At 58.8% G+C, this 13167-nt stretch carries 11 protein-coding genes and 1 riboswitch; of the genes, 2 read left to right on the plus strand and 9 right to left on the minus strand.

What is annotated here, in order from left to right; translation table 11 throughout:
• Window positions 1-14 precede the first annotated feature (14 nt).
• A riboswitch (TPP riboswitch) is annotated at window positions 15-167 on the minus strand.
• A gap of 104 nt (window positions 168-271) precedes the next feature.
• The 8 genes from GS_RS02935 to GS_RS02970 form a co-directional block, all read right to left on the minus strand.
• Window positions 272-802, minus strand: coding sequence for a hypothetical protein (locus tag GS_RS02935; protein WP_010941253.1), 531 nt, complete (start codon window positions 800-802; stop codon window positions 272-274).
• Between the two features lie 35 nt (window positions 803-837).
• Window positions 838-1689 (minus strand): HAMP domain-containing protein, encoded by an 852-nt coding sequence (locus GS_RS02940; RefSeq protein ID WP_010941254.1) that lies wholly within the window; start codon window positions 1687-1689, stop codon window positions 838-840.
• 116 nt (window positions 1690-1805) lie between these two features.
• Window positions 1806-2795: a cytochrome c3 family protein gene (locus GS_RS02945; protein WP_010941255.1), complete on the minus strand. Its 990-nt coding sequence runs from the start codon at window positions 2793-2795 to the stop codon at window positions 1806-1808.
• A gap of 187 nt (window positions 2796-2982) precedes the next feature.
• Entirely contained in the window at window positions 2983-3639 is a 657-nt protein-coding gene (locus GS_RS02950) for a cytochrome b/b6 domain-containing protein (protein WP_010941256.1), read from the minus strand.
• 3 nt (window positions 3640-3642) lie between these two features.
• Window positions 3643-4692: a cytochrome c3 family protein gene (locus GS_RS02955; protein WP_010941257.1), complete on the minus strand. Its 1050-nt coding sequence runs from the start codon at window positions 4690-4692 to the stop codon at window positions 3643-3645.
• A gap of 90 nt (window positions 4693-4782) precedes the next feature.
• Window positions 4783-5016, minus strand: coding sequence for a hypothetical protein (locus tag GS_RS02960; RefSeq protein WP_010941258.1), 234 nt, complete (start codon window positions 5014-5016; stop codon window positions 4783-4785).
• A 73-nt stretch (window positions 5017-5089) separates the two neighbouring features.
• A complete protein-coding gene (locus GS_RS02965) occupies window positions 5090-5482 on the minus strand; it encodes a response regulator (protein ID WP_010941259.1) in 393 nt (130 codons plus the stop codon).
• A 50-nt stretch (window positions 5483-5532) separates the two neighbouring features.
• Window positions 5533-5775: a hypothetical protein gene (locus GS_RS02970; protein WP_010941260.1), complete on the minus strand. Its 243-nt coding sequence runs from the start codon at window positions 5773-5775 to the stop codon at window positions 5533-5535.
• Between the two features lie 517 nt (window positions 5776-6292).
• Between GS_RS02970 and GS_RS02975 the strand changes: the two genes are divergently transcribed.
• Complete coding sequence (locus GS_RS02975) at window positions 6293-7705, plus strand: sigma-54-dependent transcriptional regulator (protein WP_010941261.1); 1413 nt, start codon at window positions 6293-6295, stop codon at window positions 7703-7705.
• 96 nt (window positions 7706-7801) lie between these two features.
• On the opposite strand, the gene GS_RS02980 is transcribed toward GS_RS02975, so the two are convergent.
• Window positions 7802-9412 carry a sensor histidine kinase gene (locus GS_RS02980; RefSeq protein ID WP_010941262.1) on the minus strand — a complete coding sequence of 537 codons (1611 nt, stop codon included), beginning with the start codon at window positions 9410-9412 and terminating at the stop codon, window positions 7802-7804.
• A gap of 197 nt (window positions 9413-9609) precedes the next feature.
• Between GS_RS02980 and GS_RS02985 the strand changes: the two genes are divergently transcribed.
• Window positions 9610-13155, plus strand: a complete 3546-nt coding sequence (locus GS_RS02985) for an alpha-amylase family glycosyl hydrolase (protein ID WP_010941263.1) — start codon at window positions 9610-9612, stop codon at window positions 13153-13155.
• Window positions 13156-13167: the final 12 nt, after the last annotated feature.

Here is a 13167-nt window from a genome sequence, read left to right on the forward strand (position 1 = left end):
CATGGGTTGTGGTGATCCATGTTCTATCGCTTCCCTACGCCGGTATTACCCGGATCAGGTTCGAAGGGTCGCCCTGCCGCTCCGTGCCGCGTTATTCCCTGTTATCCGGGCGCGGTCCGAACGGCATCACAGACGGGCTCTCAGCCGAAACTCCCCTAGCGGTTCGATGGTATGTGATTGTCGAAACAGTCTAACGCTCAGACAAAGCTAGCAATTCTCCCCATTTTCGTCAAGCCTTTTCCCGCCCCGGCCGCTGGGGCTGCCCCGGCCGCTACTCTCTGCGGTTCCGGTCGATGGTGTCGATAATCTCTTGGTCCTTGCGGATCGCTTCAGAGCAGAAGTTCCAGATGTGGTAGCTCTCAAGTCCCAGGATGGTGATTCCCGCCACGAAAACGGCCCAGTAGTTGTCATTCAGCGCCCTTGCAAAATGGTAGAACAGATAGAAGGCTGTCAGGTATCCCACGTGGGCGAACCCGCTGTACTGTTCCGCTCCCCCCATCATCCGGGCCAGTATGAGGATGATGGCAGAGAAGGTATAGAGCATGAGTACCCCGCTGATCATGGTCGCTGAAGGCGGTTTCCCCAGGAATGCCCGGACCTGGTCCGACATGGGTGGCAGGAAGCTGAAGTCCCAGAGGGCAGCGGTGCTTACCGCAAGGAACAGGGCCATGGCCCACAGCCCACGGCTTGCCGTGACGCGGTAGCGGCGGATGCGCCCAACCGCTTCCTGTCTTACCAGGTCGCGGTTGGGCGGTGAAATGCCATTGTCGTGTGAGGGGGAACGTTCGGTTGTTCGCTTCATGGGTGCCGTTTCGATGCGCTGGCCTGACGACGGCGTCAGGAGCGGTTCCCGCGGTCGCCGGCCGGTCCGTCTTGGGTGGCCTCGTCCGGTGACTCGCGCCGCTCTTTCAACTGGTGGGCCAACTCCTGGTAGGCCCGGGCCAGCTCTCCCACTTCATCGCGGTAGGCTGGTGCCTTACGGCTCAGGTCTCCCCTCTTGACGGCGGAGACGTAATCGGCCAGTTCCCGGACCGGCAGCAGCACATTCCGGCGCAGCAGGGCCGAGACCCCTCCCACGGTCAGCAACAGCACCATCAGGCAGAAGACGATCATCCTCCCCTGCATGACGTTGAGGGTTTTCTGAAGCGGGGCTTCGGACAGGCCTATGTCGAGGGTGCCGAGCACCTTCTGGCTCGGGCTGTGAACGTGGCACGCTGCGTTGAAACATTCGGGCTCATTGTAGACGGGAACGGTTATGGCGATGACGTGCCGCCCCTTTTCATTGATGAAGCGGCGCGCTTGATCCATACGCCCCATGCTGGTGAGGGGAACCGGGCCGGAGTGGCAGGCCACGCATCCCGCCTCCTTTTTGTCCAGGAGTTTTCCGATGTCCTCGGGGTGGGCCGAAAACATGATCACCCCTTTTTTGTTGAAGATGCGGGCGTGCTCGACTCCTTTCTGCTGCCCCACGTTGTCAATGATGTTGCGCAGGGTTTCCCGGTCGTCCTTGAGCATGGCATAGCGCGCCGACTTGACGATGGTATCCGCCAGATTGGTCTCATGCTGGATGGCATCATTCAGCATGTCGGTCTTGATGACCGAGTAAAGGAGGATGCAGCAGACAATGACGAACCCTGTTACGGCAATAGCCGGCGGGACGATGGCTTTTGCGGCGAAACTCCGGGGCATGAGGGCTCCTTTAAAAAAAGGTTTTCATGTTGAAGGTTATCCTCAATTACACAAAATGCAAGGGCGGGGTACGCTCCCCCGCCCTTTTCGTAGCTGGTTACCGTGATGTCATGCGGTTACATGTTGTGGCACTTGACGCAGTCTTCCCGGACGCTGAAGGCGGTCTTGCCGTTGTGGCAGGCGCCGCACGACTTGCCCTTCTCCATTTCGTGCATCGTCACGACCTTCGTGTTGCGACCCGTCTTGTAGAGCTTGTTGTGGCAATCGGAGCACGTGTACATGGAGAGGTGCAGGGCATGGCTGAAGGTGGCAGGACCGGCTCCCTTGACCTTGTAGTTCACTTCTTTCACCGGGTGGCACTTGGCGCACTGCTTCACGTCGAAGACCGATTTGCCGTTGTGGCAGGCACCGCACGATTTACCTTTCTCCATGGCGGCCATGCCGACCGGCTTGTTCCTTCCCGGCACATAGAGTTTGTTGTGACACTGGTCGCACTTCATCTTGCCGGCGTGCAGCTTGTGGCTGAAGATTATCTTGCCCGTGCCGGGCGAAGAGAGGAGGACCTCCTTCACCATGTGGCAGGTGGCGCATTCATTGAGACCGAAGGCGGTCTTGCCGTTGTGGCAGGCGCCGCACGACTTGCCTTTTTCCATGTCGGCCATGGTTGCGCGCTTGTTTGGGCCGGCGTTGAAGAGTTTGGGGTGGCAGGCATTGCAGTTGTCATAGACGGCCAAATGTTTCTGGTGGCTGAAGGGGGTCGGCCCCGTGGACTTGACCTGATACGTGATCTCTTTCACTGCGTGACAGCGGGCACATTCCTTCAGGGGGAATACTCCCTCCTTGCCATTATGGCAGGCGCCGCACGATTTGCCCTTTTCCATGTCGGCCATGGTGTACGAGACCTTCTTCCTGAGGCTGAAGATCCCGTCGTGACACGCCTTGCAGTTATTTTCTATCCCCTTCTTGCCGATGTGAGCCTTGTGGCTGAAGACTACCCGACCGGCGTCCTTCGTTTGGAATACCGCATCTTTGATGGTGATGCCGTAGGCGAAACCGGCAAGTGAGATGATACATACCGCGAGAAGGGGTAAACAGCGGAATCTCATGGTAGCCTCCTGTGACAAGTGGATACTGTATGCTGTATGCACAAAGCAGCTGGATTATAAGTAACAGGTCTAGATTAGTCAATTTTAAATACTGTTTCCGGTCTGGCAGGCGGTGGATTTCCGGCGATTTCCATAAAAAAGGCGAAACGGATCGGACCGTTTCGCCTTTGGCTCTGCCGGGAGGTATTCAGTGATGCTCAACCTCTTCCCAGCCATCCCACATGGGTTTGAAGTGAGCAAGGGGGGTGTGCCCCATGGTGGCAAGGTAGACGTGGACGAAGAGGAAGGCGAAGAAGCAGCACGCAATCAGGAAGTGTGCGCTTACGAGGATTTTGAGCCCTCCCATGAGCAGGATCAGTTCGCGAAGAGGTGCTACGTTCAGAATCAGGATGCCGGTCACGATCACAAGAGGCATCAGGGCGAGCATGAGTCCCATGTAGGCCACCTTCTGCATGGGGTTGAACTTGTCGTCGGGGGTGGCGTGATGGGGGCTTTGTCCCCCTTTGAAGAAGTAGTAGAAGTAGTAGAGCACCTGCCGGAAGATTCCCATTTTGATGTCGTAAGTGTTCGGTACATAGAGCTTGAACAGGTTGCCCTTGACGATCAGGTAATAGGCAAACCAGATGGCATAGAAGATCGATACCGTGATCCCTGCCGTGTTGTGGAGCCTGATGGCTGCCTTGTAGGTCCCGAAGATGTTCACATATTCGGGGAAGCGGATCTGGATGCCGGTCAGGCAGAGGGTCACGATCCCGAGGGCGTTGATCCAGTGCCAGATCCTGATCGGCATCGGGGTGAGGTAGATGAATTCCTTATGTTCGGCATGCTCGTTATGGGCGCTCATGGCTCAGTGCTCCTTTCTGTTTTTCCTGGTCAGGAATCTGAAGGTCCCGTGAATCCCCGCGAAGGCGATGCCGCCGCTTACTATCAGTCCGCCGATGATGGACAGTGCCATGCTGCGGGTGGAGCCCATCATGTAGAAGTCGGGGGTCCCGTAGAGAAGGTCGAGGACCGCACCTTTTTCAACCGCAACGCGGCTGTAGGTGCCGTTTTTGTCGGGGAATGCGACGAAGCTCGTCTGCATTGCCCGGGGACCCGATGCGTGACAGAAGGTGCAGTCCCAGCGGTTATCCAGAATCTGGTAGGTGTGGGTCACTTTTTCAGGGGTCATCATCCCCCAGAGTCTCATGCCGTCGTGTCTGGCGCTTTTGTTGAACGAGCGCAGCTCGGCCAATGAGATGTAGTTGTCGTTATTGGTGTCGATGATCGCCTTCACGTCCCGGTCGCCGGGGAGGGTGCGGGAGAGATCTTCATAGGTCGCCGTTTTGAAGTCGCTCTGGGGTTTTTCCCCGGCCCGCTTCTGGATGTACAAGGTGATCACGTAGTTTTCGGAACCGGTGTGGCAGGTGATGCACGGCAGAGCATCGATATGCAGATCCGCCTGAGGAAGCCATTTGCTGTGAACTTCGATCATTTTTGCCGTCTCATGGCATTTAGCGCACATGGCGTTCATGTCCCGGCCGGAAGTCAGGGCGGGCGGCTTCACCGTATGGGGGTCGTGGCAGTCCGCGCAGCCGGCATTATTGGCGTGGAGGCTCGCGGTGTATTCTTTGGCGATCGGTGAATGGCATTCACGGCACGCAGCCCGTGAGGGGCGGATGCCATCGTCGGGGTGGCTCGCAGTGACACTGTCATGACACGAGGTGCAGCCGATGATGGCGTGGGTGGTACGGCTGTATTTTGCGGCATCAATATAGAGGTGGGAACCGCTCTTCCCGATATCCTTACTGCTGTGGCAGCTGAGGCAGGCATCGGCCGTTTTGTCTTCAGCCAGAGCCGCGGCGGGGAGTATCGCGAGGAGCGACAGCACAATTGCCGTCTTCCGTAGGGTGCGCATCGTGTGCCTCCTTGAAGTGATGTCGGGGCCGGCCCCCAAGGGCCGGCCGGGCTCCGTGGCGCGCGGAGGTGTCGCTCCCGCGCCGATTGGCTAGTGGCGTGCCTCTTCCTTGGCCATGGTCGGTTCTTTCTGGAGCCCCTTGGCAAAGCCGAGCATCATGAGAACGGCGGGCATCAGCTGCGCCACGATGATGAGCGCGCAGAATCCGAGGAATATCCATACGAAGACGCCGCTGTTGTCTTCCCGTGCTCCCGAGGCTGCCAGAGCCGGTACGACGCTGCCGAGCCAAAGTGCCGCTGCCTGTGTGATCGTTGTGGGTTTCATGGCTGTTTCCTCCTTCGAGTTTTATGGCTCCTGCTATTGATGATCGAGTTGCTCTGGTCGATGAACCGGATCGCTATCGCGCCGGCCGGCAACTGAGCAGGCTGTCGAACGCGCAGCGAACGGCTTGGCGTATTTCTTCCTTATCCTCCGGCTTGCTGGGCTTCAGGGCGTGATAGAAAATCCCTTCTTTGCGGAGTTTTCTCATGGTCGGCAGAGACGCCTCATCTGACACCAGGATGATTGTCAGGTCACGGTTGCATTTTTTGAGCAGGGGGACCAGTTCGCCAGCCTTGAACTCATCGAACTCGCTCCCCATCAGGACAACCTGGGCCGCCCTCTTGAGGATTCCGTAGATCGCGTTGGCCGCCGAGTTGGTCACGATGACGTTGTACCCCGCCTCAATGAAGAGATCAGCCATCTGCTTGCGAGCTTCCGTATCATTGTCCGCTATGAGAAGTCCTAACATGGTCGTCCCTCTCTCTGTCGGCTTCGCTGTGGCAGCTCGTTCCGCGCCGCTTACGCCGTTTCGTTGCCCGATGTTCCGGTGGCGATATCTTTCGCCGGCCTGATAAACAGTCCCTTGACCATCGCTGCGAAGAGCATGAGCCCCGGCAGGAGTTGGAACACGATGATCAGTGCGCCGAATGCGAGAAACATGGTTACCAGCAGGCCGTTCGCTTCTGATTCAGCGCCGCTGGCCGCCCATACCGTCCCTCCCGTTGCCAGTGTTACCATCAGTGCTTTCGACGTCGTTTTCATATCAATCCTCCCTGATCCGGAGATGTGAGCCTTTTGATTTCAGGTAGTGCACCCCGTATGCCAGGATGAGTTTTATTTATTAAAATTTTCTATTGTACTGAAATGACAGGGGTATTTTGCAGGCCAGAATGGTGCGAGTCTTTTCGAGCGAGTGAGGGCTGTATGGTTGCCCTATACACGGTAGCCAATGGTGTCTGGCTCGCTGCGAGACCGCGTGTTATGTAACTGGCTGAAGTTGCGGGCATTGTCGGCTTCGGATACTGTGTATAAAAAAATATACACTTAGTTTGCAGTGTAACATGTTGAAATTGCTAGATGCTGATGAAAGGTGTATGCATCACTTTTTACCTGCGCGTTGTCAATGGGTTTGACTTCCCCTCCTGATTGATGTAATTTAAAAACAACTAATATTTACCTTTATTTGTCAGGGGGTTAATCTGTCTGGAACCATAGAGTTCAGTCGCTGTTCTCATGAATAAATGGGGTAGGGGCGGCAACGGAAAGGGGATGGTGGCGGATGGAAAACATTGATGTACTTGTAGTTGACGATGAAGCGATTATCCGGGAGGGTCTGCGGAGGATCCTCGAAAAGGAGGGCTACCATGTGGAGACCTCCGCCAGCGGACAGATTGCCCTGGAGAGACTGCAGGATGAGAACTACGGTCTGGTTATTACCGACCTTAAAATGCCCGGCATGAGCGGCATGGAAGTTCTCAAGGCCATCAAGGTCCTGCAGCCCGAAGTTCCCGTCATCATCATTACCGGATTCTCCACCGTCGATACCGCGGTCGAGGCTATGAAAAACGGCGCCTTCGACTATATTGCGAAACCTTTTACTCCGGACCAGATTACGGAGAAAGTGAGGAAAGCCCTCGAGCAGCGAGCAGTACTGCTCGAGAACATCTTTCTGAAAAAGGAGCTGGGCGAGCACCACGGTTTCGATATCTTCGTGGGCGAGAGCAAAGAGATGCAGAAGGTTTATCGCCGCATCATCCAGGTTGCTCCCACCGACAGCACCGTTCTCATTACCGGTGAAAGCGGGACCGGCAAAGAACTGGTGGCCCGGGCCGTCCACAACAACAGTCACCGTCGCGACAACCCCTTTGTGGCGGTGGACTGCACCTCCCTTGCTGAAAATCTTCTGGAAAGCGAGCTGTTCGGCCACATCAAGGGCTCGTTCACCGGGGCCATCCAGACCAAAACCGGCTTGTTCAAGGTGGCCGACGGCGGCACGCTCTTTTTGGACGAAATCTCCAACATCAGTCTCACCACTCAGGCAAAACTGCTGAGGGTGCTGCAGGAGCGGGAGATTACCCCCATCGGCGGTACCCAGCCGATCCCCATCGACATCCGGCTCGTGGCCGCCACCAACAAGAATCTGCGCACTCTCGTCTCCCAAGGGACGTTCCGGGAGGACCTCTTCTTCCGGCTCAACATCATTCCCATTGATCTGCCGCCCCTACGGGAGCGCAAGGGCGATCTCCACCTCCTCATCGGGCATTTTCTCGCCACCTTTTCCGAGGAGATGGGGCGGGATATCCGCGGGCTAGCCCCTGATGCCCTGGCCCTTCTGGAAGACTATGCCTTCCCGGGCAACGTACGGGAGCTTGAGAACATCATTGAACGGGCCGTTGTTCTCGCAGAGGGAGACCTGATTCAGAAGGAGGACCTGGAGCTTCGCGTCGCTACGGACTCCCAGGCCGGGGTTGGTGGCTATGTTCCCCAGAATGTGGAAGAGCTCAAGGAGACAAAGCGCCAGATACGGGAGCGGGCCGTGGAGCCCATAGAGAAGGCGTTCGTGCTCCAGGCGCTCAAGCGCAACAACTGGAACATTACCAGGGCAGCCGAAGAGACGGGGATGTTGCGTCCCAACTTTCAGGCATTGCTCAAAAAACTCCGGATTTCAGTACGTAACCAGATGACGAACTGAACATCTCGGCGTACCGGCTCAAATACAAAAAGGGGCACACGCGCGTGTGCCCCTTTTTGTATTTACGGCTGTCTTGATGTCCGTACCGCAGTCGGATCAGGCGCTTTGCTGTCGCTGGCCGGCTGCTGCTGCAGCTTCGAGGGGCGCCTCGTGGAGGAGGGGGAGGCGCACAGTGAACGTGGTACCCGCCCCCACGGTACTCTGCACATCGATCCTGCCGCCGTGCCCCTCGATGATCCCGTAAGAAACCGAGAGGCCCAGCCCCGTCCCTTTGGTTTCCTTGGTGGTAAAGAAGGGGTCGAATATCTTGCCGATTATTTCATCGGGGATACCACAGCCTGTATCGGTAATTGCAACGCTGACCTCGTCATTCACGTGATCAAACCCCGTCCTGATGTGTACTTCTCCCGAGCCGGCAATGGCGTGGCAGGCGTTCAGGAGGAGGTTGATGAATACCTGTTCAATCTGGTGGGGATCAAGGAGCATTTCCGGTATGTCCGGGTTGTACTCTTTAACGACGGTGATGTCGTGGAAGCATGACTGGTGGACCACCAAGGTCAGGGTGGCATCCATGATGGCATTGATGGAAGAGGGCTTTTTCTGCGGGATCGACTCCCTGGAGAAATCGAGGAGCCCCTTGACGATCTTGGCACAGCGCTGGGTCTCTTTGACGATCAGGTCCAGGTCGGCCTTGAGCGACGGATCAAGTTTTTTGTCACTGGCCATGAGCGACGCGAAGACCAGGATGCCGGTCAGGGGGTTGTTGATTTCGTGGGCAATGCCGGCCACCAGTTCGCCCAGAGAGGCAAGTTTTTCGGAATGGACGAGCTGGGCCTGAATGTTCTTGAGCTCCTGGGTCCGCTCCTCAACTTTTACCTCCAGGTTTTTGCCCCAATCCTCAAGCTCGCCATGAACCTTCTTGAGGTTGACGGTCATGGAGTTGAAGGCCGATGCCAATTCTCCCAGCTCGTCATGGGACGACAGCGTCACCCGAGTATCCAGATCTCCTTCGCCAACCTGCTGGGTAAGCCTGACTAGCTGCCGTACCGGTCTGTTGACGAAGCGCTGGGTGAAAAAGGTCAGGCAGAGGGCGATGAGCGTGATCTGCAGCACCGTCAGCACGATGATCTCGTTGCGGTAGGCGTAGACCTTCTGATGCATGGGGTCGAGGGAGACGATAACGTCGAGGACTCCCAGGACTTTTGCCTCCTTCGGGTGATAGTGGCAGGGGGCGGTAAAGCAGCGCTCGTCGTTGTAGATGGCCTTTGCAAGGCCGAGAACCTGTTTTCCTTCCCTGTCGGTGAAGAGGCGGCTGCGGTTCATGGTGGTGGCATGGACCAGGGGCGAGGGGCCCGAATGGCACATGTTGCAAGCCTCGGCCTTTTTATCCAGGAAGTAGCCGATTTCCCTCTGGTCCGTCGAATGGGTCACCTGGCCGAACTTGTTGATCATTCTGATCCGCTGGGTGATTCCCTTCTGACTCCCCACCTCGTTGATGATCTGATAGGCGCGCTCGCGGTTGTCTTCGAGCATGTGGTAGTGGGTGGTGCGGATGATCGTTTCGCTGAGCTTGTCGGCGTCGGAAACCGCCTCTTCAAAGAGGAGTTTCTCCAGCTGCTCCACGTTGATATAGGCAAAGAGCCCCATGGTGACGAGGAGTACGAAGCTGGTGGCAATCGTGAATTTGGCGAGAAGGCTCAGGCGCACGGCAGCGGTTCCCGATTATCTGACGGAGTTGCTGTGAAGTGACTGTAAAAATTGTATTAACAGAAGATTAATGTGCAGGGCATTAATAGTCAAGCTGCTTGTGACTCCGGATCGGGAGTCTCCGGAGGTGACACCGGCGGGAATAGTATGTATGATGTGAAATGGTTGGCCTGAACGAGGCGCTTCACGAGGTGGTAATGACCGGAACGAAACGTAGAGAACTCTATTTCCCCTTTGAACTGCACGTGTCCGGCCGGGCGTGGCAACGCCTCGACCTGGAAACGGCAGCCAAGGGGCTTCCGCCATCAGGGGGGCGCATTCTGTTCCTGCGCCGGATCGCAGAGCGTCTTGATGTCGCTTCTGAAGCGAAGGGGCGGCAGGTCTTCGCCGGAGCCCTTAACCTCTATACGCTCTTGCTTCGGGCGTTGCGCGGCATGGTCGCCCTCTACGATGAAAAGGGACTGCCGGGAGCGCTCCTGTCGTCACTGGGAACGGCCGGCGCCGTCTGCGGCGAAGACGCTGTCGAGACGGTTGAGCGGAGTTTCGTGGGGCTTTTCCCTCCTGCCGCGGTGCTTCTCGGCGGAGAGAGTCCTGATCGCTTTCTGGACGTTGCCGCATACCGCGAACAGCGGCGTTGCCATGTGGCGACCGAACTCCTGCTCCTGCGGGTGGCGTCGGAAAACCGGGCGACCGATACCTTCCGCCACCTGTTTGACGACGGCGAGCTGGCAGCCGTTTCTCCCTACCGACGCGTGATGGAAGCGGTCGAGGGCACGCTTGGAGCGCTTCCTCACGTGCCGGGACTCGGTCTGACCCTTCCCGAACTGCTGCGTGCCCCCCTCAAGGCTGCGCCCGACTCCCTGGAGGGGCAACTCTCATTTGTCCGGGAGCAATGGGGGACCTTTCTGCCGTCCGAGCTTGTGGAGGATATCGCCATCGCCTTCGGCATCCTTGAGGAAGAAACCCGCGCACGCTGGGGAGGAGCCGGGCCTCCGCAGGTTCTCAGGTTCGGACCCGGGGCCGGGTTCTCCGGTCCTGACGACCACTATCCGGAGCCCGAGCGGTTCTCCCCCGACGTGGACTGGATGCCGAACGTGGTCCTCATTGCAAAGATGGTCTACGTATGGCTCGGGCAGTTGTCCCGTTGGTACGGCCGCGAGATCACCCGCCTGGACCAGGTTCCCGATGCGGAGCTCGACAAGCTGGCCAGCTGGGGAGTTACGGGACTCTGGCTCATCGGCATATGGGAGCGCTCCAGCGCCTCGCGTGCCATCAAGCACCGCTCCGGCAATGTCGACGCCATCGCATCCGCATATTCACTCTTCGACTATCGGATTGCCGACGACTTGGGCGGATGGGACGCGCTCCACGACCTGAAGGAACGGGCGTTGCGCCGCGGCATCCGCCTCGCCAGCGACATGGTCCCCAACCACACCGGCATCTACTCCAAGTGGATCGTGGAGCACCCTGACTGGTTCATCCAGCTCGACCACCCCCCCTACCCCACGTACCGCTTCACCGGTCCCGATCTCTCCGGTTCCCCCGAGGTGAGCGTTCACATCGAGGACGGCTACTGGGACCGCACCGACGCCGCCGTCGTCTTCAAAATGTACGATCATCGGGATGGGTCCACCCGCTACGTGTACCACGGCAACGACGGCACGAGCACCCCCTGGAACGATACGGCCCAACTGGACTACCTCAAGCCGGAAGTGCGCGAGGCGGTGATCCGGACCATACTCCATGTGGCCCACAACTTCCCCATTATCCGGTTCGACGCGGCCATGACCCTGGCCAAACGCCACTACCAGCGCCTCTGGTTTCCTCAGCCGGGGCACAGCGGAGTCCCCTCACGGGCCGAGCACGGCATGACCAGGGCCGCTTTTGATGCCGCCATGCCCGAGGAGTTCTGGCGTCAGGTGGTGGACCGGGTTGCCGCCGAAGCGCCCGATACCCTGCTGCTGGCCGAGGCCTTCTGGCTGATGGAGGGATACTTCGTCCGGACCCTCGGTATGCACAGGGTATACAACAGCGCCTTCATGAACATGCTCAAGATGGAGGAGAACGCCAAGTACCGCCAGACCATCAAGAATGTACTGGCCTATGATCACCGCATTCTCCAGCGGTTCGTGAACTTCATGAACAACCCCGACGAGCGGACCGCCGTAGAGCAGTTCGGCAAGGAGGGAAAGTACTTCGGTGCCGCAGTGCTGCTGGTCACCATGCCGGGCCTTCCCATGCTCGGCCACGGACAGGTTGAGGGATTCCACGAGAAGTACGGCATGGAGTACCGGCGCGCCTACTGGGACGAGCCGGTGGACGAGCATTTGGTGTCCGGACACGAGCGTTGGATTTTCCCGCTCATGCGCCGTCGCCCCCTTTTCTCCGGGTCGGGCAACTTCGTGCTCTATGACTTTTTCGTGAACGGAGCGGTAAACGAGGATGTGTTCGCCTACTCCAACCGCCGGGGAGACGATCGGGCGCTCGTTGTCTTCCACAACCGGTTTGCCGCCACTTCCGGCTGGATCAGGAGTTCATGCGCCAAGGTCGCCAACCCTGAAACGGGTGACACTGCCCCCGTCCAGACCGATCTGGGGACGGCCCTCGGCTTCAACGACGATGGCCGGCACTACTACGCGTTCCGCGACCACGCGGCGGGACTCGAATACCTGCGAAACGGCCGTGAGCTTTGCAGGGAGGGGCTGTTCGTTTCCCTGGAGCCGTACGAGTTCCATGTGTTCCTCGATTTCAGAGAAATCCGTGATGACGATTTCGGAACCTGGGGTCACCTCTGCCATCGATTGAGTGGAGGTGGGGCGCCAAGCATCGACGAGGAGGTAAAGCTCGTCCGCCATGGTACGCTCGTGGCGCGGTTCGTCGATCTCTGGGACGAGCCGGCGGTGCTTGACATCCTCGCCTCCCCCGGCAGCGTCACTGCAGCGCGCCGGAAGGTGACGGCGGCGTTCCGTGAGAAGCTCGTGGCGTTCCTGACGGAGTTGGCCCGGGAGACAGGGGCGTCAGGCGAGGTGGGGACCGTTGCTGACACGATCATGGCCCGGCTGGCTCTGCGGGTGACGCTGGGCGCAGTCAAGCCGGGAAAGACGGACGAGCATGGCCCCGGCACCTGTGCCGCTCCCGGTGACGCCTCGCTGGACCGATTGATCCGTGGTTGCCTCGCGGTTGTCGGCGAAGCGGGTCGACTCGCCAGCGCTGAAGGCTACCGCGCCCGCTCCGCTGAATGGTTTGTGACCCTGGGGCTGCGGCGAGCTCTGGCCAACATCCTTCGCGCAGCATGCGATAGCGGCGACAGTGAGGCGTCGCGCGCGGATTGGGCTGTCCTTCTGGTCGAAGTGCTCCTGGGTCTGGGAGAGGAAGGCCTTGACACCCCAGAGGCGCTGGATCGCTGCCTGGCGGGACTTTTTGCCGACCGCGAGGCAGCCCGTCTTCTCGGCGTCCACCGTAGCGGGGGTATCGACTGGTTCGTTCAGGAGCGGTTCGAGGCCCTGGTGGGCTGGATTCTGTCCCTCGCAGGCCGGGATGCCGCCGTTTCGAAACAAACGGGCTGGCATGCCGGCTACCGAACGATGCGTGCCCGCGAGGTGGCGCGCCTGACGGCGATGGCGCGCACGGCCGGCTATCGGGTCGATCTCATGCGGGCGGCCCTGCTGGAGACGACGGAGCGCAAACGTCCTCGCGCCAGCAAGAAACCTGTTTCGGCGCCTAAACCTTGTGGCAACCGGTAACGCGATGGCTTG

Source organism: Geobacter sulfurreducens PCA (genome assembly GCF_000007985.2).
Lineage (GTDB): Bacteria > Desulfobacterota > Desulfuromonadia > Geobacterales > Geobacteraceae > Geobacter > Geobacter sulfurreducens.